Consider the following 21,651-nt stretch of genomic DNA (forward strand, 5'->3'; position numbering starts at 1 on the left):
GAAAATTCACCAATCCTCTCATGCACGCTATTTCGAAGACTTCCTGAAATTCGTGGAGTACGGAGAATCCAAACAGGAAATCATGAAAAATCATGTTATGGAAATGGTGCAGGAGCATATCGGCGAGGTATATGAGCCTGAAAGCGAGGAAAGACGCCAATTTGAGGAGGCAATTGAAATCTGGGCCGACAGTCCTAAGCGTGAACTGCAGGAGAAGCTCTCCACCGAACAGGTTGTCGAGGCAGCTGCCCAATTGGTTGAGCGCGAACCGGAAGTAGAGCTTAAAATGAAGCTTGACAGTACTAGCATTAAAGGGCTGCTGGCTGATTTTGGCGAAACCATTCATTTAGCGAAAATCAATAACCGTTATGTTCTTCTTATTGAGGCTGACACGATTTTATTTGAAAAAGGCTTCTCCCCTATTGAATTCCATAAACCAGATGATTTGCATCAGGTAATTGAGAAGATCAGCAAGAAGTCCTATGAGGCCAATACGTTTTAAATGTCTTTTTAAACAGGATAGAGTCACCTTCATTCAGGTGACTCTATCCTGTTTCGTCTCTATAATTTCCTTAGATATACTTCACCTCTTTTAGGTCCATTGGTCCGATTTCTCTGGGCACAGCAACCCCCATTCCTTTTTATGCCGATATAATGATAGATGTATTAAATATCCGGATTAACCAATAAGATACTATAGCCTATAATCAGGTTGAGGATACCTATACAATTCGGATTACTATTCGCTATCCATTAGTGTTTTTTCATGATGGTAGTTTTTTTCTCCGATAGCTTGTATTTTACTAATATTCTCAAAGTTTTTCGGTATGTTAAATGACATATTGTAACTCTATTATCAATTTAGTGAAAATTCTTTACAGTTTACCAATATCCTCACAAACAAAAGGTTCAACCGCTTTTTATCGAATCCTTTATTTTAATAGTAAGGAGGTAATGTTTAATGTGTGTAGATGAAGAATATGAGATTAGGTATCCTTATGAATTGCGGCATTTAGAAAGTGAGGGCATTTTAGTATCACCAACAAATTACCAGTATGGACTGATCGGGCTCTCAGAGCATATAGGCGGCTTATTTATATTAAGAATTTTTTGCGTTATTCCGAGATTCGAGACATGAAGCTTATACCATTAAAGATGAAATTACAACGTTTACCTTCGATAATCACGAAAAGCTCTCGGCATTATTTCACCGTCTGACAGGAATGACCGCTTTTGAATTTATGCTTTTAAAGATTATGTAGCATCGTACAATGAGCGAAGGATATCAAATACTATAGCAATAAACATATTAAGCAAAATTGACTAGCATAAGTCAAATATAAACACCGAACTCATACCAGCCAATCTACTATTACTACTTAATAAAAATTTTAACTTTAACAGGTTTCTACCATAGACCCCTAAAAATTACTTAAACTCCCGAGTAAGCTGAGAATCCACCATCTACTGGAATCACCACTCCATTGACAAATCCTGATAATCTTTCATCAACGAGCCACAATAACGTCCCTACTAATTCTGACTGTTCTCCGAATCTTCCCATCGGTGTATGTTCAATGATTTTCTGTGCTCTTTCACTTAGCGACCCATCTTCAGTGACTAAAAGATCATAGTTTTGTTCCGTCAGAAAGAAACCAGGTGCAATTGCATTGACACGTATTCCAACCTTAGAAAGATATACACAAAGCCATTGAGTGAAATTATTGATTGCTGCTTTTGCCGCACTGTAGGCAGGAATTTTTGTCAAAGGAGTATAAGCATTCATGGAAGAAATATTTATTATGGAACACCCCTTTTTTCCTACCATATCAGAAGCAAAAATTTGAGTTGGTAGCAACGTTCCTAGATAATTTAGATTCAGTACATATTCAATACCACTTTTATCTAAATTAAATAAAGTTTTTTCATCTCTGAAACATGAATCTGCATCGCCATTCAAGTGTTCAGTGGACGTTGTTGCACTACTATGATTGCCACCTGCTGCATTAATTAAGATATCACATGTACCCAAAGTATTTTTCACTAAATCATTCGCTTTTTTTAACTGCTCTACCTGTAATACATCTGCTACAACCGGAATGGCTATTCCACCCTGACCTGTAATCTCTTGAACTACTTTGTTTAATTTATCTTGATTACGACCGATAATTGCGACTTTTACGCCACATTCGGCAAGCGACTTAGCAAAACCACTCCCCAATATACCACTACCACCTGTTATTACCGCTACTTTCCCTTTCAAGTCCGTATGTATAGGAATCATATTTAGCTCTCCCTTTAGTAGCATATTTTAACTTCACCTTGAAGGAATCTGTTTTTCATTTTCAATCAAAAGTATTTCTTCGAGATTAGGAGCACCATCCCAATCACCCTTATATTGGGTAGCCAAAGCTCCCAATATATTTGCCCGGCGCAATGCATGATGCAATGACCTTAAAATCCCTTCGTGACTAGCCAAATTTTCCTCTTCTAACAAAACCGATAATAATCCTGCTGCAAAGGCATCACCAGCACCTACCGTGTCTACAATTCGATTGACCTTATACGCACTAGATTCAATTATTTGATCCTTATAGAAACCCTTAGATCCCTGTTCCCCTAATTTAAGAGCTACAATTTTAGGACCCATTTCAATAAATTGCTTGCCGTAATTTTCAACTGACTGATTACCAAGTAAAAATTCTGCTTCCTCTAAACCAGGCATAAAAATATCACAAAGTGGAATTAAGGAAAGCAATACTTCTTTTGCCTTCTCTTCTGTCCAAAGTTTTCTTCTTAAATTCGGATCAAAAGAAATGGATAACCCTTGCTTTCTTGCAAAAACCATCACTTCTCTTATGAATTCAACCGTGTTTTCACCAAGTGCGGGCGTAATTCCTGTTACGTGAAGATGTAATGCGTTTTCAAACCAATCCTCTTTTACATCCTCCTGAGAGAACAGACTTGCCGCAGAATTTTTACGATAATAATAGACATTTGGATCCCCATATCCCTTATTTTCTTTAAAGCATATAGCTGTATTTTTATGTACTTCTCTCTTCACTCTTGATACATCGATTCCTTCACCCGCCAATGTAGAAAGAATGAAATCACCAAATGGGTCCTTACCTAGCTTACTAATCCAACGAACCTTCTTTTGCAATCTTGCAAGAGTGATAGCCACATTGGATTCTGCTCCTGCCAATGATTTCATAAATAGAGGCGCATAATTTAATGAATTGTCCGTAATTGGTTGAAAAAGCACCATACTTTCTCCAACTGTCACTACATCCACTTTACTCATCCATTACACCTCGTTTGCCAATTGAATAAAGGCTTTTGCTCTTTTCGTAATTTCTCCATAATTTCCTTGCTCCACCAATGCGTTAGACACTAAATTCCCGCCTAATCCTACACCTATCGCCCCATTTTTTAATGTTTGTTGAATATTTTCTTCATTTATTCCCCCTGTTGCAATTAACGGAATATGATTAAGAGGAGCTTTAATATCTTTAATATAATTTACCCCCAATGACCCTATCGGAAATACTTTTACAGCTTTTGAACCAAGGTTATACGCCTTTGTTATTTCAGTAGGTGTCAACGCACCTGACCAAACGTCAATCTCATTATTCACACAGTATTGGATTACTTTCTCATCTAGATTAGGAGAAATAATATACTCTGCTCCGGCATCAATTGCTTTTTTTGCCAACTCTACATTTAATACAGTACCTGCCCCAATGATTAGTTGATTGCCGTATGTCTGTTTTAACTCACGTATCATAAGGTCTGCATTTTCGGTATTCATAGTTACTTCAAGAAATAAAATCCCTCCATCTAACAATGCCTGTGCAACTGAAATAACAGTTCCTGTTGGTATACCTCGGATGATTGCTATAATTTTTTCCCGTTTCAATACTTCCAATAAATCCTCTTTCATCCTAAGTCCGCTCCTTTATAAAGTAACACCTGTTTTAAAGATGGAAATTTCTCGAAAATTGTTAATCTCGTTATTTACTAGCCTTCCACCAGCAATTTCAACTATAAATTCGATAAATTCCTCTAATACTTTCTCTTCTGACATGTCTTCTACTAAAATGCCAGCATTATAATCAATCCAATGTTTCTTATTTTCATAAAGTGGTGTATTGCTGGATATTTTCACTGTTGGCACAAATGTACCGAATGGTGTACCCCTTCCAGTAGTGAATAGCACCATATGGCAACCAGCCGCTGCTAAGGCCGAAGAGGCCACTAAATCATTCCCTGGTGCAGCCAGAAGATTTAAGCCGTTTATCTGCAATCTTTCTCCATATTGCAAAACATCTTCCACAACTGAAATGCCGGCCTTTTGCGTGCAGCCAAGTGATTTATCCTCAAGTGTTGTTATACCGCCTGCTTTATTTCCAGGTGAAGGATTTTCAAATACTGGTTGTTTATTATCAATAAAATATTGTTTAAAATCATTGATCAAAGCGACTATTTTCTCGAAGACATATTTATCTTTAGCACGCTCCATTAGGATAGTTTCAGCTCCAAACATTTCTGGCACTTCTGTTAAAACGGTCGTTCCCCCCTGAGCTACTAGAAAATCAGATAATTTCCCCAGTAGCGGGTTGGCCGTTATGCCTGAGAGACCATCTGATCCTCCACATTTTAAACCAATTTTCAACTCAGATAATGGAATATCCTCACGTTGATCTGATTGAGCAGCAAATACAATCCCCTTTAGATAGTTCACCCCTGCTTCAACTTCATCCTTCACTTCCTGAGACAATAAAAACTTAACCCGAGAAGAGTCAACTTCCCCTACCATTGCTTTGAATTGGTCTAGTTCATTATTTTCACACCCAAGTCCTATTACCAATACTCCGCCAGCATTCGGATGATTCACAGCATTCGCCAAAATCTTCCTTGTATTTTCGAGGTCATCTCCTAGCTGAGAGCAACCATAACTATGCTTTAGGACAAGGACATTTTCAAACGGAGTTATATCACCCACTTCTTCTTTAAATCTTCTAACAATCTGATCTCCAATTCCATTAATACAGCCAACAGTTGGTACAATCCAAAGCTCATTGCGTATGCCAACATTTCCATTCTTCCTTCTATATCCTTTAAATGTTGTATTTCTATTCTTATATGGATTCTCGATAAAGGTAGGCAAATATTCATATTCTTTAATATCATGTAAGTTCGTTTTGGCATTATGGGTATGAACCCAGGACCCTACTTGTATACAATTTGTAGCTTGACCAATTGGGTATCCATACTTTTTAATGTCTGCACCAGCCGGAATGCTTTCTAAAGCGATCTTATGACCACGTTCGATATCATCAACCAACAATATTTCCGATTTTCGAACGACGATTTTTTCACCTTTATTAAAATTTCTTAGCGCAACAGCAACGTTATCCTTATCATTTAAAGTGATAAATTCCTTCATACTTCTCACCATCTTTTGAGTATTGTTGAAAGTCAGTCCTTAGCTTACAATAATCTTCTAGCCATTTAGCAAAAGTGCTTGAACAGCTACTTTCATACCTTCTCTTTCAATAATATTTAAAAAATTAGCCACGTAGTCCGTTAATTCAGGTATTCTATTTAAATCGCAATCCCATAATTGTTCATTCGCAAGTACTTGAACGACTAATTCTCTTAAGTTCATCTCTTCTCCTTCATAACGGTTCCATTGTTGCTTGAAAAATTCTAAAACCCATTCATCGTCAACCAATTCGATTGATTTCTCAAAACGCCGCCCTTTATAAAATGAAATCCAAGCACTTAAGGAAAAGGAAAGTGCTCTCGGAATCTCATTAAACTGGTCCACATAATCTAATAAGCTCGTTAAATTTCTTGCTTTGAATTTAGACATTGCATTAAGAGAGATACTTAACAAATAATGATGAATATACGGATTTGAAAATCGATTTAATACTTCATCCGCAAATTTGTTTAACTCCTCCTTAGGTAAATGAAGAATAGGAATGATTTCTTTAAACATCAGCTGATCAAGAAATTTTTTTATATCTCGATCTAATACTGCTTCTCGTACAGTATCAATCCCACACAAATAAGCTACAGATGTCATTGCTGTATGAGCTCCATTTAAAATGCGTACTTTACTTTCCCGATATGGCTCCAAATCTTTTACAATTTTGACATTTAAACCTGCTTGTTCTGCCGGAAACTCTCTCTTTAACCATTCCGGTCCTTCAATCGCCCATAAATGATACGGTTCTCCCACAACAATCAATTGATCTTGGTAACCGAGTTTCTCCTGAATTTCATCAATCTGATCTTTGGGAAACCCAGGTACAATTCGGTCCACAAGTGAATTACAAAATGTATTTGCTTGAAGAATCCATTCTCGAAAATCTTTATCTAGATTCCAAATTTGTGCATATTTCAGAACGATTTCCTTTATTTTGTCTCCATTTTGAGTAATCAGTTCACATGGAATTATGACAAGTCCCTTATCCTTATCTCCATTAAACGCTAAAAACCGATGATAGAGAAACGTCGTTAGTTTTGCAGGGAAGCTGTTATTCGATTGGTCATTCAGAAGGTCATTTTCATTGAAGATTATTCCTGCTTCTGTCGTGTTGGAAATGATAAACCTTAAATCAACACTCCTAGCCAATAACAAATATTCATCATATTCGTTATAAATATTTAATGCCCTACTAACAGATTGAACTACCCCAAATTCTTGCGTCGCCTTACCATTTGAAATCCCTTGCAGAACACATGTATATAATCCGTCCTGTTCGTTAATAACATTTGCTGTTCCATTATTCGTAGATTGAACGATAACAATGCTTCCATTAAAAAGATTTTGTTTATTCATTGTATCAATCATCCAATCGGCAAAAGCTCTTAAAAAATTCCCTGTTCCAAACTGAAGGACTTTCTCTGGGTGTTCTTTTTTCTCAATCAGCATACTATTCAATTTTTTCAAAGTAATCCTCCTTCTGACTTGCAATCTTACATTTGAAAATATTTGTTTGCATTGTGATAACAAATCCCTTGAACAATAGCCGCTAAGAGGTTCTCATCATTCGGCACTTCTCCATTTTCTACCCATTGACCAATCAAATCACAAACCAATCTTCTAAAATACTCATGGCGAGTGTAAGATAAAAAACTTCTTGAATCCGTTAGCATTCCGATAAAACGGCTTAGAAGTCCTAAATTAGCTAATGCCTTCATCTGCTCTAACATTCCATCTTTTTGGTCGTTAAACCACCAGGCCGTTCCGAACTGAATCTTCCCAGCAACGCCTCCACCTTGAAAACTACCAATTAAACTTGCTAAGACATAATTATCTTTTGGATTTAATGAATACAAAATCGTCTTCGGTAAGGCATTTGCTCGCTCCAATGCATCAAGTAGATCACATAAAGGTTTGGCAATTTGAGCATCGTTAATGCTGTCATAACCAGTATCAGGTCCGAGTTGATTGAGCATTCGTGTATTATTGTTTCTGGAAGCATTGATATGGAATTGCATCACCCAACCAAGGCGAGCATACTGCTTTCCTAAAAACGTTAATGTATACGATTTATACTTTGTTTCTTCTTCAATAGAAACCTTTCCAAGTTGAAGAGCTTTCTTATATATTGCTGCCGCTTCATCCTTTGTTGTCTCCTCATACATCACCGTGTCAAGCGCATGGTCAGAAACTCGCCCACCTAATGAATGGAAGTATTCGATACGTGATTGCAAGGCCAATAAGAATTGATCATAATCGTCCATTCTTATGTTCGTTACTGCCTCTAATTTTTGTACCCATTCCTTAAAGCCTTCTCTATTGATTTCCAAACCTTTGTCTGGTCGGAAACTTGGTAGCACCTTTACGTCAAAATCCTTTTCTTCCTTTAGCTTCAAATGATATTCAAGCGAATCAACTGGATCATCTGTTGTACAAACAATTTCTACATTTGACTTCGTAATAAAATCTCTCACAGCAAATCCATCAGAATGTAATTTTTCATTCACTGTTTTCCAAATGGCAGGTGCACTATTTTCATTCAAAATTTCATATATGCCAAAAAAGCGTTGTAACTCCAAATGCGTCCAATTATATAAAGGATTTCCGATTGTCATTGGTACAGTTTTTGACCAAGCTAAAAATTTCTCATAATCACTTGCCGATCCTGTAATATATTCCTCTTTAATTCCATTTGCTCGCATGGCCCGCCACTTATAATGATCTCCATATAACCATGCTTCCGTCAGATTATTAAATTTTTTATTTTCATATATTTCTTTCGGGCTTAAGTGACAGTGGTAATCAATAATGGGCATATCTTTTGCATAATTATAGTAAAGTTTATAAGCTGTATCATTTGTTAATAGAAAATGATCATCCATAAATTGTTTCATAGAAACACCTTCCTACATTTCGAATTATCAAAACATCAAATCCGCTAATTATTCATCAATTCTGGTAAAAAGAGCGTAAACTGAGGGAAAAACGTAATGATCAATAACACAAGGATCATAGCTACGTAGAAAGGGAGCATTCCAATAGCTGTTTTTTCCATCGAAATTTTCCCTATCGCACATCCTACAAACATGGCAGTACCAACCGGAGGAGTGATTAATCCAATTGCTAAGTTTAATATAAGCACTACACCAAAATGAACCGGATCCATACCTGCACTCATGGCAACTGGTAATAGAATTGGTGTTGCGATAAGAATAAGAGGTGCCATATCCATAAACATACCTAAAACTAGTAATATCAAATTAATAATTAATAACGTAACGATATCATTTGGTGAAAAGGCAGTTAACGTATCCGTCACAATTGCCGGAACTTTCAATAACGCCAATAACCATCCGAATGCGGAAGAAGCCGATATTAAAAACAATACCATCGACAATGTCTTAAACGTTCTTTTCAATATAATCGACATTCTTGAAAGTGGAATATCACGATACACAAAAAATGTAATGATGAATGCATACACGGCACCAATAGCTGCGCTTTCAGTTGCCGTAAAGATTCCCGTAACAATACCACCAATAATAATAACCGCCGTGAACAAGCCAAGTAATCCTTCACGAATGATTTTAGGAATTTCTTCTCTTGGAATAGGATCACCTTTTGGATAATTCCTTTTTACAGCGATTACATAAGACAAAATCATCAAAATAAGACCCAGTAATAACCCTGGAATAATTCCACCCATAAATAGCGCACCTACCGAAACGCCACCTGCAGCAGTTGAATAAATAATCATATTATGACTTGGTGGAATCATAACTCCTTGGGCAGCACTTGAAATAGTGACACTAACCGAGTAATCTGTATCGTAGCCTTTCTTTTTCATCATTGGAATCAAAACGGAGCCAATAGAGGATACATCAGCTACTGCAGATCCAGAAATACCGCCAAAAAATGTACTTGCCAACACATTCACCATAGCTAATCCACCGCGGACTTTTCCGATAATTACGTTAGACAAATTAATTAACCTTCGTGAAATCCCACCTTCATTCATAATTTCTCCAGCCAATATAAAGAAAGGAATCGCTAATAAAGAAAAAGAATTCAAACCACTAACCATCCGTTGCACTAGAGCTGCTAAGTCAATATCTAAATAAAAACCTGTTAAAAAAGAAGAAATAACCAACGACAATGCTACTGGTACTCTTATTAGAAGAAGGAAGACAAAACTCCCCAATAATATAAAAACTGCCATTACATTTCATCCCCCTCTTCTTGATCATCCCATTCTTGGTGCATACCTTTAACGAATAGAAGTTCAATACCATAAATCAACATTAAGAATCCAGATACTGGAATAGCGCCATATAAGACGCTTTGCGACAGTCCAGTTCCTGCCATAATTGAATTATTCATCAAACTAGTAAATCTTAAGCCGTAAAATATAAATATAATCGCTACCCCAATCAATAACACCTTTGCTATATAATCAAAAATTGTCTGATATTTTTTAGGTAGCATTCCAACGAATACACCAACACCAATATGTAGCTTCTCGCGAAACCCAACAGCGATTCCAATAAAACTAACCCAGACGAGTAATAATAAAGAGACTTCTTCTGACCATCTTGGCGTATAACTAAAAAAGTACCGAGAAAAAACTTGCAACGAAACAATTATTGTCATAACAGCAATAGCGATCATCCCAATAAAATCTACTATATTATCAAATTTCAATTTTATTTTCTTGAGACCATTCATAAAATACCTCCTATTTGAAAAAAGCTCAGTGAAAATCGAAATAACAACGTTTTCAACCAAACACTGAGCTTTAAAAAAGTACTATTAAACAATTTCTTTATTTACTCCGCTTTCTCTATCTTATCGATCCATTCATTATATGCTGTACCAAACTCTTCATAGACAGGTTCTACCGCTTCACGCCATGGTGTGGAATCCTTCACTTCGATAATTGTATTTCCAGCTTTTTCGATACCTGCTTTTGATTCATCTTCTAGTGCTTTCCAAGCTTCACGTTGGACTTTTTGGGATTCGACAGCCGCTTCATAGAACAGCTTTTGATCATCTTCACTTAATTTATCCCATGAGGAACTCGATGCCATTAATACTTCTGGTACACTAGAATGATTGTTTAATGTATAGTATTTTGCTACCTCATAATGATTAGTAGAATAATAGCTTGGAAAGTTATTTTCCGCTCCATCAATTACGCCCGTTTGAATAGCAGAGTATACTTCATCATATGCCATTGGAGTTGCTGATCCTCCAAGCGCTTCAACTAAGGAAATGAATAAACTGGATTGCTGCACTCTTATTTTAAGACCTTTTAAATCTTCCGGCTTTTCAACTGCTTTCTTCGAATTATAGAAGCTTCGGCTTCCAGAATCGTAGTAAGCAAGTCCTACCATATTAGCCGATTTAAGCGCATCTAATAGTTCTGAGCCAACATCACCATTTAACACATTCCATTTGTGCTCTTCATCTTTGAACAAAAATGGCATAGACAAAACACCTATATCATTGACGAATTCAGTTAATGGACTAGCATTTACCCTCGCAAGGTCAATCGTACCCAACTGGACTTGTTCAATTACACTTTTTTCATCGCCCAATTGACCGCCTGAATATACATCTACCTTGTATCGACCCTCTGTCTTTTCTTCAATTAGTCTTGCAAACTCTTTATCACCAATAGTAGTTGGATAGTCTTCCGATTGATTCTCTGCTAGTTTTAGTACAATTGGCTTCTTCTCATCAGAATTAGTCGAACTTGTTTCAGAATTTCCACAACCTACTATGATTGAGCTAATTAAAGCAACAGATATAGACATCGCAAACATCTTCTTTAGCTTCATATAATTACTCTCCTTCACCTCTAAGTTTAGTAACCGCTTTCATTTTGATCACAAAAATTACTTTTCAACTTAGCCTCCTTTTATGTATTAACACAAAATAACAACGTTGTTATTTTTTATAATATTAATTCAATATATTGGAATTTTCAATATATTTTTACATTTTTACACAAAAAATAATTTGCTATAATTCGCGGTTTATCCATTTTTACAAGTTTTGTTTTATTGGAGCGAAGGACAGCGACTCCTGCGGAATTTGCTTGTCAGCTGAGATTCAATAAGATTGGAAAGCGATATAGAAGCTTTTCTCACACGCCCCTCGAGAACCGAGTCCGTAGCTGGAGTATTACAAAAGACATATTTTTCATATAAGTTGTTCGTTAATCTATTTACAACGTTGTTATTAATGGTAATATATATTTAATTATTCAAAAATTAGGAGAATGGATGATGACAACGATAAAAGATATCGCCCAAAGAGCAGGTGTAAGTTATTCAACTGTCTCCAAAGCATTAAACAACAGTCCACTAGTAAAAAAGGAGACAAAGGAAAAAATATTAACTTTAGCTAAAGAACTCGGTTATGAGCCAAATTATGCCGCCCAACAACTTGTATCTAAACAATCAAAAGTCATAGGATTAATTTGGCCAACACTGGAAAGGATGGCTCCATCCATATTGGTTACAAAAATTAACGAAGAAATTAGTAAAAGAGGATATTCAATGATCCTTTCTATTAATTCAATTGACTCTTCACTTGAAGTCTTTAAACGATCACAAGTCGACGGCATTATTTTGTTTGATGAAGAAAGCCATAAAATGATTGACCCTTCTCCACATTCCATTCCTTTAGTTACATATGGCGTGAGTACAAATAAAACCATTCCAGTTATTGATGTAAATTATCAAGACGCAATGTTTAAAGCTGTAAGCTATTTGGTCACGTTGGGACATACTAAAATAAGTTTTATCGGGGATTTTTCTCCTATAGATGATCGACAAGTTGAAAAATATATTGGTTTTGAAAAAGCAATGGAAGCTTTCAATCTACAAACGAATAGCTATAACTTTATTAATACCGCTGGTTTAACCTGGTACGATGGATATGTGGCAACAAAAAGATTACTCAATACTAGTTACCAACCAACGGCAATAATTGGAGCAAGTTATGACATAAGTGCCGGGATCATTAGGGCGCTTAGAGAATCAAATTTTATTATACCTAAAGATCTCTCAGTCATCGGATATGATAATATTCCACAAATGGCTAACTTAGAAATTCCTCTAACGAGTATAGGCGTACCTATTGAAGAAATTGCAAAAAAAATTGTCCAAACATTATTTGAGCTAATTAATTCGTTAGATATTTTAACTCCTAATATTATACTTGAGCCTGTACTTAATGAACGCAGTTCCTGCGCTCAAGTTGTATCCGCATATCAAGATAAGTAGTTGATATATAAAACTATCTAATGACTATAGAAGGTATCTAAAAAATCTATACTAATGAATCAAACAAAAAATGACTAGTAGAAAATACATATTATTAAAGAACTAGTGGCAAGTTGCATGAAACGCAAAATGCCACTACTTAATTATTTGTTTACCAATAACCATCTTTTTCAACCTGTTTAATTTTTTAATGGGGTTTTGTAATAAATTTTCTACTCTTTCAATTGAAATATAACACTTCACAAAAGTCCCCCCTCCATGCTACCCCAACTTCCCTAGCAAAAAATCTATTTCACACATATAATTGGCAGAAACTTCATTTCCATCAATTGCAGCCAGCATTTTCTTAGGAGCATCTTGAAGAGATGCTTCCATATCAGATAATTGGGCACAAATATAATCGTACTCATCCTTCTTTGCCTTATAGGTCTTTGCCAAAACAAGATAGCGACTATACTGCGAATGCTCAAGCTTTTCTCTTTCTATGGATTCATTCAGCATTAATATATCAACATGAAAAGCATCATGTACCCTCATATGCCGGAGGAAGGTATGATTGAAGAAAGTGAGCTAAAAATTCACCAATCCTCTCATGCACGCTATTTCGAAGACTTCCTGAAATTCGTGGAGTACGGAGAATCCAAACAGGAAATCATGAAAAATCATGTTATGGAAATGGTGCAGGAGCATATCGGCGAGGTATATGAGCCTGAAAGCGAGGAAAGACGCCAATTTGAGGAGTCAATTGAAATCTGGGCCGACAGTCCTAAGCGTGAACTGCAGGAGAAGCTCTCCACCGAACAGGTTGTCGAGGCAGCTGCCCAATTGGTTGAGCGCGAACCGGAAGTAGAGCTTAAAATGAAGCTTGACAGTACTAGCATTAAAGGGTTGCTGGCTGATTTTGGCGAAACCATTCATTTAGCGAAAATCAATAACCGTTATGTTCTTCTTATTGAGGCTGACACGATTTTATTTGAAAAAGGCTTCTCCCCTATTGAATTCCATAAACCAGATGATTTGCATCAGGTAATTGAGAAGATCAGCAAGAAGTCCTATGAGGCCAATACGTTTTAAACGATAAGATAGGGATAAAACACCTGTTTGGACGGTGATTTTATCCTTTTTAATTTCTATAAAATAAATCATAAAAACTGAACTGTTCCCTTTAGGCCTATTGAAATATTCCAGGTCCAGTTTATGAACGTCTCTGATTAATTAGCTAACTAACCATTCCTATTTTTGCCAAAAAGAATTACAATGGAAATGGACTGAATATTTTGATACCCATATATACGGAACACAATTTATGTAGAGGAGCGTGAAAGAATGGCTATTCTTATTTATGTCTTATTTATTGCATCCTTCCTATCCGTGGTGAAGGTCATAAAAAAAGGGCCAAGAATTGGTCTATATGCTGTCATCTTAACGTATCTGGCAATCGGCGGTTGGGCTTCATTCTTATTGATTAGTGAATATCTAAACCCTTCTATTGATGCGAACATCGGGTTAGGAATATCCTTATTGCTGATGTTAATGATGAGTATTGCCGGTTTTATCCTGGCAATCATCATCGCTGCTGCCCTTTATATAATGAAAAGTAACCGTGCGTGACACCCGGAGCAAGAAAAAAAGAAGATGGCCCCTAGGGTACCATCTTCTTTTGATTCTTTTATCACCCATTTGCCATGACGCGCAGTTCCTGCTCTCCCACGACATATTCGACCGTTTCCTTATCAGATGATGTTGGCAGGGCATAGGATAAATGATATTTCTCATCTCCCTTACCCGTAATCAATATCCAATCTCCAGCATTAGAATGACGGCAAGCGTATTCAATTGCTTTCGTGCGATCAAGGATGACCACGCCTTTTTTTGATGCGTTAAGATTATGAAGGATATTGGCCATTTCTTCCTTAGATTCCGAATCCAAATCATCGAGTGTCAAAATATAAAAATCGCTTAAGAGCATTGATATATCAACCATATTCTTTCGTTTGCTTTTATCCCGGTCACCCCGGAAGCCAAAGATATGGATGACCCGCTCCGCTCCCATTTCTCTTGCTGTATTCAAGCAATGGCTGAAGGCTTCCCCAGTATGAGCATAATCAATCACAAATGTAGCGCCATTCGGAAGTTTTTGTACTTCAAATCTCCCCGGGACACCTATAAAGCTCTTCAATGCATCGATAATCTCATTAGGGTTAAGCCCCAATGTTCGTGCAGCCTGGTAGGCAAGAGCTGCATTCTGCCCATTATGCTTGCCCATAATGGGCAGGACTATAGGCAGCCTGAGACCTGAATCTTCAATTAACTCCATTTCATTTCTGCTGCCTGTTCTTATGCATAGATCTGCATTCACTTTCCCGATGGTATAAAGATTGATTCTATCTTCATCAGCAAGCATTCCGGCAAGCCTGCTGCCCCATTGATCACCTATATGGACGATGGCATTCCCGCCCGGTTTAAGTTTTTCAAATAATTTGGCTTTCGTTAAGAAATAGTCCTCCATATTCTTGTGATAATCTAAATGATCGTGATCGAGGTTTGTGAAGACGGTGATATCATATTCGATTCCTTCAACACGGTATTGAGATAAGGCGTGAGAGGAAACTTCCATGATGACATATTCATCCTTGCTTTTATGAAGGGCTTTTTGCATGGCAAGAGCATCCATTGTCGTATTTACAGTTGACTCTTCTATTTCACCATTAATGATGTTATAAACAGATCCAAACAAAGCGCATGTACTCCCGGCTTGCTCTAGGATATGCTTTAGCATAAAAGAAGTCGTGGTCTTTCCATTTGTGCCTGTGATACCGATAATGGTCTTTTTATCCTTGTGAGGATTGTAGAACTTTCTTGCTAATTCTGCGAGTGCTCTCCGGCCATCAGCAACGCGTATATATGGGATATCCATATTGATCCCCGTTTCATCTTTCTCGCCTATAATAGCTGCCGCACCAGCCTTAATCGCAGACTCGATATAATCATGTCCGTCAACCTTATAACCTGAAATGGCCACAAATAAATACCCTTCAGCTACCTCGCGTGAATCATTTGTAATGCCTTTTATATTTATTAAGCCTGCCTCAGCAGGAAGTTCATTCATTATTCCTTCTAGCAGTTGATTCAGTTTCATATTCTGCAACTCCTTAACACTCCTACCACAGCTATCCTGCTTTGAACCACTAATATATCTATCGCGGATTGTATGTATTCGTATATTTTGTATTTCAGCTTTTATTTATGCTAATCCCTTCTGTTTGAGTGTATTTCCACTTTTTTTCACAAATGAAACCTTTTTACTTCAGTTCATTGCAAAGAATGTGAAAAGGTCTGCCGCTTAAAGCGGTATATCACCCAAATGGATTCATTTGCATACCTATATTAATGAACAGGATAATCCATAAGCTTCATAGGTCTAATAATAAAAAGGAGGCGCGACGAATGAGTAATTTGAACTCAAGACAGCAATATCCGCCCATTGATACAGAAGTTTTTGCGAATTCCGCAAGACTTTCGAAGGAAATGATTACAGATTTATATACCATAAGCAACCAAATCGATACCAATCCACAATTTGCACGCACACTAATGGAGCTTGCCCGGGAAGGAAAAAAAGATCAAGTCATCTCGATGATTGACAGCCTGCCCCTTACCCATCGGCCGCAAGTAAGTTTCACACCAGGAGCCATAGTAGTCAAAATCCTTCCGGAAAATCCTGCAAATAATAGCGCCTATTTAACCTTGACCATGATTTGGAAACAATCTTTTTGAATTTGGACATAAAAAAACAATCGGCCATAAATTTCTGCCGATTGTCTTACATAGATCATAATTCTTTCCTAAAAGAATAGCACCATTTATCATATTGAAATTTATCTTCATAAAATCGATGTGCATCCATACGAGGCAATGCAGATTCAAGGGCAACATATTTAGCCCCATTCACTTTTGCCCATTCATGGATAAAGGCCAAAAGCTTTTCTCCAAAGCCCTTCGAACGCTCTTTTTCGGTGGTTACTAAATCATGCACAACTACATGACGCTTATTATAGAAATTCACACGCACGCTTATGCCAATAATCGCTGCCATCTCTTCCCCCTGAAAATAGGCGAATAAGCGATAGCCATCCTTTCTCATCTCATCCATCAATTCGAAATATTGATGTTTATCCAAATCGGTTCGTAATTGCTTCATGATTGGATAGGCCTCTTCCCACTGTTCCACCGAAATGAGTTCCATAATTGTTTCTGTCATAATCGTCATGCACTTGCCTCCTATATATTCATAGAAAAATAATCGGTCAAACAAGCTGACACATTCCTAATTATACACTGAATGTGAATTTCCGCTAGGTTTTTTGTCTTTTTTTGGCTGATATTAAATAGGAAGCGATTACAATCTTTTTAGATTCTCATTGAGGATTTTCGTCTGGTATTTGAAATAGAGAAAAAACAATGTCCAGCTAACGATGTAAATAGCCAGAAATATTAAAAGCTGCTTGATTATGATCGAAATGGAGACAGGAATCCAGCCAATCGTGAAGGATACAAGGAAGAAAAGCACACAAACTGTCAAAAAATGCAGCATGGTTTGTTGGATGAGATTCCATTTTCTTATTTCGAAATAGAGGGGCGTGACGGTAAAAAACCATGAGCATATCATCATACCTGCTGCGTTTTTCCCAAATGATTCTGCATTAATCGTTTCAGCATTCGTCGAGATGATTCCTATACAAACCAGCAGCACATGAAGGAATCCTCCAAAAATAATCCCTATAAAGCTCCGATAAAGAAATGTTTTCATTTAGACTTCCTCCTGTTTATTCTTAATGCTTCTTTCATGATTGGCACATAGTTTCTTGATACATACTCCTTTTTGCCGGATTTAAAGTAAACACAGAGTGTTCCATTGAATGATGCTTCAAATCGGCTTAATTCATATAAATTAGCTATGGCTGATTTTGATAGACGAACGAAGGTATGTGATGGAAGGATGTCCTCCAGCTCATAAAGCTTTTCTTTGACTAAGAAAGAGCCTTCAGCTGTCACCGCTGCCACATAATCTTTCTCTGAATGAAAGAGATGAATATCAGCAAGGTTTAATATATGCTGCATTTCTCCCTTTCTTCCGATTAAAAATGGACGTTCCCTCTCTTTGACAACATCCATAACCCCTTGGACATCCTCATTAATCTCAGGTGCTTCAATCGTCACTTTCGTTTCTTTGAATTCTTTGTCAATATTTAAAATCAGCCTCAAAACTATACTCCCCCTCTTGCCTGCCTATCTGTTTATTTCCTTTCTATTCCAATGGTAAGGAAATTCTCCTTTAAAGTCATCCCTCTTGCTATATGTGGTATGAAATAGGTGATATCCTGCAAAAAATGGCGGTTCACCTGCAGTTAGCTATTCTCTCCCCATCCCTTCGGACTAAGTTATTTGCCATACAAAAGGAGAACCTTCAGAAACATAAGTGATATTACCCATTACTTTCCGCATACACTCTAACCATTAATTAGACAAAAGATGATTCTTCCCACACTGTCTTGATTTATGAGTATTTTGTAGTATATGGATGATATGGCAAAAAATTTAAAGGAGCGTGTCACATGCCAACGTTTGTCAAGAACCGTGTATTCATTCCTGGTTTACTCTTTTTTCTCATTTGTTCCCTCCTGATCCCAGCGACAGGATCAAAGGCAGCAGCCCCCATTTCGGTTGCAGAAGCAATAGCCAATAATTCCGGGGAGGCTACCGTAAGCGGATACATTGTCGCTCATACAGCAGCTAGCAACAGCTATGATTTCGAAGCTCCATTTGGCAATGATTTTAATATTGCCTTAGCTGATTCGCCAAATGAACGAGATAACGCGAAGCTTTTGCCTGTTCAGCTTCCAGCAAGTTATCGAGCCGAGTTCGGCCTGCAAACGAATCCGGACATTATCGGAAGCAAAGTTCAAGTTACTGGTAATCTCGAACCTTATTTCACTGTCCCAGGCTTAAAGAGCCCATCTGCCCTCATGTTTATAGAGGAAGGCGAACCCACTCCGCAGGCTGCAGCTCCTGTGAGTTCAGTCACTCCCGGAGCCGTCACTTCAGGGACGGAAATTATCTTGACAACCGAAACAGAGAACAGCGCCATATATTATACAATCGATGGCTCTGATCCGACCGAAGACAGCACTCGTTACGCTGGACCAATTCAAATTACAAAGGATACAACCATCAAAGCAGTTGTAATAGCTGATGGCTTAAAGAATAGTGAAATAACCTCTTTTGCGTACTATATCGCTTTAACTGGTTTAGACATTCATGATATCCAGGGGTCATCCCATTACTCCCCTTATGAGAATCAATATGTAGCTGATGTTGAAGGTGTTGTTACTTATGTTGCTGATGCAAACAATGTATATATCCAATCGATTACACCTGACAAAAACCCATCCACTTCAGAGGGAATTCTTGTCTATAAACGGAACCATGGCCTCTCTTCCGGTGACGCTGTAAAGGTAAGTGGACAGGTGAAGGAATGGGTATTGGAAGGATACGCAGAAAAGTTAGAGACCGACCTTCCCGTGACAGAAATCAACGCTACTGCCATTACGGTTACAGCTGCAGGACAAGCGCTGCCAAAACCAGTTGAAATTAGCCCGCTTAAAGGACAGCCGACAAGGATTATCGATAACGACCAATTCAAAAGCTTTGATCCATGGCAGGACGGTATTGATTATTACGAAAGCCTGGAGGGGATGCTCGTAAAGGTGGCAAAGCCTAAGGTTATCGCTCCACAGGATTATGGCGAATTATATGTCGTCTCCAAATACACACTCTTAAATACTTTAGCCGGAGGACTGAGGATCTCTGAGAATGACTATAATCCAGAACGTTTAATCATTGATATTGATGACTCTTCCTTCGTAACAAAAACAGGCGATTCCTTTACTGGAGATATCACGGGTGTCGTTAGTTACGGATTCAGCAATTACAAGATTTTCTCAGACCGAGATAGCTTACCGGATTTAAAGGAAGGCGGCCTAAAACAAGAGAAAACAAAATTTAGGGAGCATTCGAAGAAGCTCACTGTCGCCTCTTATAACGTCGAGAACTTCTCCCCAAAAACAGGTGCGGAAAAGACAATGAAGCTTGCCAAAGCAATTGCTGAAAACTTAAATCAGCCGGATATTGTTGGGCTGACAGAGGTGCAGGACAATGACGGTGCAACCAACAGCGGCAATACGGATGCAAGTGCAAGCTATCAGGCATTGATTGATAAGATCAAGGAACTGGGCGGACCAACCTATGCTTATACAGATATTGCTCCAAACAATAATGAAGACGGCGGAGCACCTGGCGCCAATATTCGCGTCGGCTTCCTTTATAACCCTGAACGCGTCTCTCTTGTGGACGCTCCAAAAGGGACCGCAAATGAGGCAACAGCTTATGAGGACGGAAAGCTCACCTTAAATCCTGGGCGCATCGACCCTGAAAATGATGCATTTTCTGAGAGCCGCAAACCGCTGGCCGCTCAATTCACGTTTAATGGAGATGACGTGATTGTCATTGCGAATCATTTTAATTCCAAGGGTGGCGACCTACCTTTATTCGGAAAAACACAGCCAGCTGTCTTATCGAGCGAGGAACAGCGCATTCAAATTGCCGGCATCGTCAACCAGTTCATCAAGGATATCCAGTCTCAAGATAAAAATGCGAATATAATCGCTCTTGGTGATATGAATGACTTTGAATTCACGGAGACACTCACCACCCTAAAAGGCAAGGAAATGACAAATATGATTGACCTTATCCCTTCGATTGACCGGTACACCTATGCCTATCAAGGCAATTTACAAGTGCTTGATCATATCCTGGTATCGAAAAAACTTACACTTCGAACAGCTGTAGATATTGTCCATATTAATGCAGCTTTCATGGAAGAGCATGGGCGTGCGAGCGATCATGATCCTGTCTTAATTCAGACCATGCTGAAGTAGACCGAACCTTATTGACCAGTCTTAATAGAAGAAGAGAAGGCGACATGCCCTCTCTTCTTTTTTTGCTTTCATATACCTTGACCGCTTTTAATATACGCGTTATACTTTATAATGTAGTATCCATAACTACATATTAACAATATCTAAGACAAAATATATATATATGTATATTACGACCTATCAATGAAAGAAGGAATCAAAATGAATGAAACCCATGTCTTTACGAAAAAGGAAGAAATCGTCAACGCGATCACTCATGGCTTAGGAGCCTTGCTGAGCATAGCTGCACTCGTGTTGTTGATCAGCTATTCTGCCCAATACGGAACAGCTTGGCATGTGGTCAGCTTCACCATCTTCGGCAGCACCATGCTATTAATGTATCTTTGTTCTACCCTCGTCCATAGCCTGCCTGAAGGAAAACTAAAGGACCTATTCCAAATTTTCGACCATACCTCTATCTATTTCTTTATTGCCGGTACGTATACGCCCTTCTTATTCATTGCCCTTGACGGATGGACACGCTGGACAATCTTTGGGATTGTCTGGGGAATTGCTCTTGGCGGTACGGTTTTTAAATCCTTCTTCGTGAAGAAATATATGCTGTTCTCTACCATTCTGTATATTGTCATGGGCTGGATGATTGTCTTTGCTTGGAAGCCATTGACTGTCTTTCTCGCCCCTAATGGAATTGTCTTGCTGGTCACTGGAGGCATATTATATACAGCTGGATCTGTTTTTTATGTATGGCGGGGATTTAAGCACCACCATGCCATTTGGCACCTATTTGTTCTAGCCGGGAGTGCCTGTCACTTCCTCTGTATTTTTATCTATTTATTGCCTTGGTCATAACCACATCAAAAAAGGA

At 38.0% G+C, this 21,651-nt stretch carries 20 protein-coding genes and 1 pseudogene; 7 read left to right on the top strand and 14 right to left on the bottom strand.

Annotation, left to right across the window (positions count from 1 at the left end; genetic code table 11):
- Nucleotides 1-502: DUF3898 domain-containing protein (locus CYL18_RS07510; protein ID WP_146102834.1), on the top strand; the 502-nt coding region annotated here is incomplete at its 5' end.
- Nucleotides 503-1,432: 930 nt separating this feature from the next.
- Here the strand turns inward: CYL18_RS07510 and CYL18_RS07515 are convergent.
- From CYL18_RS07515 to CYL18_RS07555, 9 genes are all read right to left on the bottom strand, one after another.
- Entirely contained in the window at nt 1,433-2,284 is an 852-nt protein-coding gene (locus CYL18_RS07515) for an SDR family oxidoreductase (protein WP_104849067.1), read from the bottom strand.
- A 33-nt stretch (nt 2,285-2,317) separates the two neighbouring features.
- Nucleotides 2,318-3,304: a sugar kinase gene (locus CYL18_RS07520; protein WP_104848876.1), complete on the bottom strand. Its 987-nt coding sequence runs from the start codon at nt 3,302-3,304 to the stop codon at nt 2,318-2,320.
- 3 nt (nt 3,305-3,307) lie between these two features.
- Nucleotides 3,308-3,943 carry a bifunctional 4-hydroxy-2-oxoglutarate aldolase/2-dehydro-3-deoxy-phosphogluconate aldolase gene (locus tag CYL18_RS07525; protein WP_104848877.1) on the bottom strand — a complete coding sequence of 212 codons (636 nt, stop codon included), beginning with the start codon at nt 3,941-3,943 and terminating at the stop codon, nt 3,308-3,310.
- A gap of 15 nt (nt 3,944-3,958) precedes the next feature.
- Complete coding sequence (locus tag CYL18_RS07530; RefSeq protein ID WP_104848878.1) at nt 3,959-5,449, bottom strand: UxaA family hydrolase; 1,491 nt, start codon at nt 5,447-5,449, stop codon at nt 3,959-3,961.
- 57 nt (nt 5,450-5,506) lie between these two features.
- Nucleotides 5,507-6,964: a tagaturonate reductase gene (locus CYL18_RS07535; protein ID WP_236636313.1), complete on the bottom strand. Its 1,458-nt coding sequence runs from the start codon at nt 6,962-6,964 to the stop codon at nt 5,507-5,509.
- 26 nt (nt 6,965-6,990) lie between these two features.
- Nucleotides 6,991-8,391, bottom strand: a complete 1,401-nt coding sequence (gene uxaC / locus CYL18_RS07540) for a glucuronate isomerase (RefSeq protein ID WP_104848879.1) — start codon at nt 8,389-8,391, stop codon at nt 6,991-6,993.
- A 44-nt stretch (nt 8,392-8,435) separates the two neighbouring features.
- Nucleotides 8,436-9,716: a TRAP transporter large permease gene (locus tag CYL18_RS07545; protein WP_104848880.1), complete on the bottom strand. Its 1,281-nt coding sequence runs from the start codon at nt 9,714-9,716 to the stop codon at nt 8,436-8,438.
- Entirely contained in the window at nt 9,716-10,222 is a 507-nt protein-coding gene (locus CYL18_RS07550) for a TRAP transporter small permease (RefSeq protein ID WP_104848881.1), read from the bottom strand. The genes CYL18_RS07545 and CYL18_RS07550 overlap by 1 nt, the downstream gene beginning before the upstream one ends.
- Before the next feature lie 101 nt (nt 10,223-10,323).
- Entirely contained in the window at nt 10,324-11,337 is a 1,014-nt protein-coding gene (locus CYL18_RS07555; protein ID WP_104848882.1) for a TRAP transporter substrate-binding protein, read from the bottom strand.
- 447 nt (nt 11,338-11,784) lie between these two features.
- On the opposite strand from CYL18_RS07555, the gene CYL18_RS07560 reads away from it, so the two are divergent.
- Nucleotides 11,785-12,789, top strand: a complete 1,005-nt coding sequence (locus CYL18_RS07560) for a LacI family DNA-binding transcriptional regulator (protein WP_104848883.1) — start codon at nt 11,785-11,787, stop codon at nt 12,787-12,789.
- Between the two features lie 261 nt (nt 12,790-13,050).
- Here CYL18_RS07560 and CYL18_RS07565 read toward each other — a convergent pair whose 3' ends face one another.
- On the bottom strand, nt 13,051-13,290 hold the full coding sequence (locus CYL18_RS07565; RefSeq protein WP_104848884.1) for a hypothetical protein: 240 nt from the start codon (nt 13,288-13,290) through the stop codon (nt 13,051-13,053).
- 9 nt (nt 13,291-13,299) lie between these two features.
- Here CYL18_RS07565 and CYL18_RS07570 point away from each other — a divergent pair.
- Together CYL18_RS07570 and CYL18_RS07575 are read left to right on the top strand one after the other, a co-directional pair.
- Nucleotides 13,300-13,863 (top strand): annotated as a pseudogene (locus CYL18_RS07570) (DUF3898 domain-containing protein); the annotation flags it as partial.
- Nucleotides 13,864-14,115: 252 nt separating this feature from the next.
- Complete coding sequence (locus tag CYL18_RS07575) at nt 14,116-14,400, top strand: hypothetical protein (RefSeq protein ID WP_104848886.1); 285 nt, start codon at nt 14,116-14,118, stop codon at nt 14,398-14,400.
- A gap of 61 nt (nt 14,401-14,461) precedes the next feature.
- Here the strand turns inward: CYL18_RS07575 and CYL18_RS07580 are convergent, their stop codons facing one another.
- A complete protein-coding gene (locus CYL18_RS07580) occupies nt 14,462-15,928 on the bottom strand; it encodes a UDP-N-acetylmuramoyl-L-alanyl-D-glutamate--2,6-diaminopimelate ligase (RefSeq protein ID WP_104848887.1) in 1,467 nt (488 codons plus the stop codon).
- A 308-nt stretch (nt 15,929-16,236) separates the two neighbouring features.
- Between CYL18_RS07580 and CYL18_RS07585 the strand changes: the two genes are divergently transcribed.
- Nucleotides 16,237-16,566, top strand: a complete 330-nt coding sequence (locus tag CYL18_RS07585) for a hypothetical protein (protein WP_104848888.1) — start codon at nt 16,237-16,239, stop codon at nt 16,564-16,566.
- A gap of 55 nt (nt 16,567-16,621) precedes the next feature.
- Here CYL18_RS07585 and CYL18_RS07590 read toward each other — a convergent pair whose 3' ends face one another.
- The 3 genes from CYL18_RS07590 to CYL18_RS07600 all read right to left on the bottom strand — a co-directional run bounded on the left by CYL18_RS07590 (nt 16,622) and on the right by CYL18_RS07600 (nt 18,054).
- Entirely contained in the window at nt 16,622-17,059 is a 438-nt protein-coding gene (locus tag CYL18_RS07590; RefSeq protein WP_104848889.1) for a GNAT family N-acetyltransferase, read from the bottom strand.
- 129 nt (nt 17,060-17,188) lie between these two features.
- Nucleotides 17,189-17,599, bottom strand: coding sequence for a DUF3021 domain-containing protein (locus tag CYL18_RS07595; RefSeq protein WP_104848890.1), 411 nt, complete (start codon nt 17,597-17,599; stop codon nt 17,189-17,191).
- The gene (locus CYL18_RS07600; RefSeq protein ID WP_104848891.1) at nt 17,596-18,054 is read right to left on the bottom strand and encodes a LytTR family DNA-binding domain-containing protein; all 459 of its coding nucleotides are present in this window, start codon (nt 18,052-18,054) and stop codon (nt 17,596-17,598) included. Before CYL18_RS07600 ends, CYL18_RS07595 begins: the two co-directional genes overlap by 4 nt.
- Nucleotides 18,055-18,404: 350 nt before the next feature.
- Here CYL18_RS07600 and CYL18_RS07605 point away from each other — a divergent pair, with 350 nt between their 5' ends.
- Entirely contained in the window at nt 18,405-20,786 is a 2,382-nt protein-coding gene (locus CYL18_RS07605) for a DUF6359 domain-containing protein (protein ID WP_104848892.1), read from the top strand.
- Between the two features lie 201 nt (nt 20,787-20,987).
- Nucleotides 20,988-21,635: a PAQR family membrane homeostasis protein TrhA gene (gene trhA / locus CYL18_RS07610; RefSeq protein ID WP_104848893.1), complete on the top strand. Its 648-nt coding sequence runs from the start codon at nt 20,988-20,990 to the stop codon at nt 21,633-21,635.
- Nucleotides 21,636-21,651: the final 16 nt, after the last annotated feature.

The sequence above is a fragment of the Pradoshia eiseniae genome, from assembly GCF_002946355.1.
In the GTDB taxonomy this organism is placed as follows: domain Bacteria; phylum Bacillota; class Bacilli; order Bacillales; family Pradoshiaceae; genus Pradoshia; species Pradoshia eiseniae.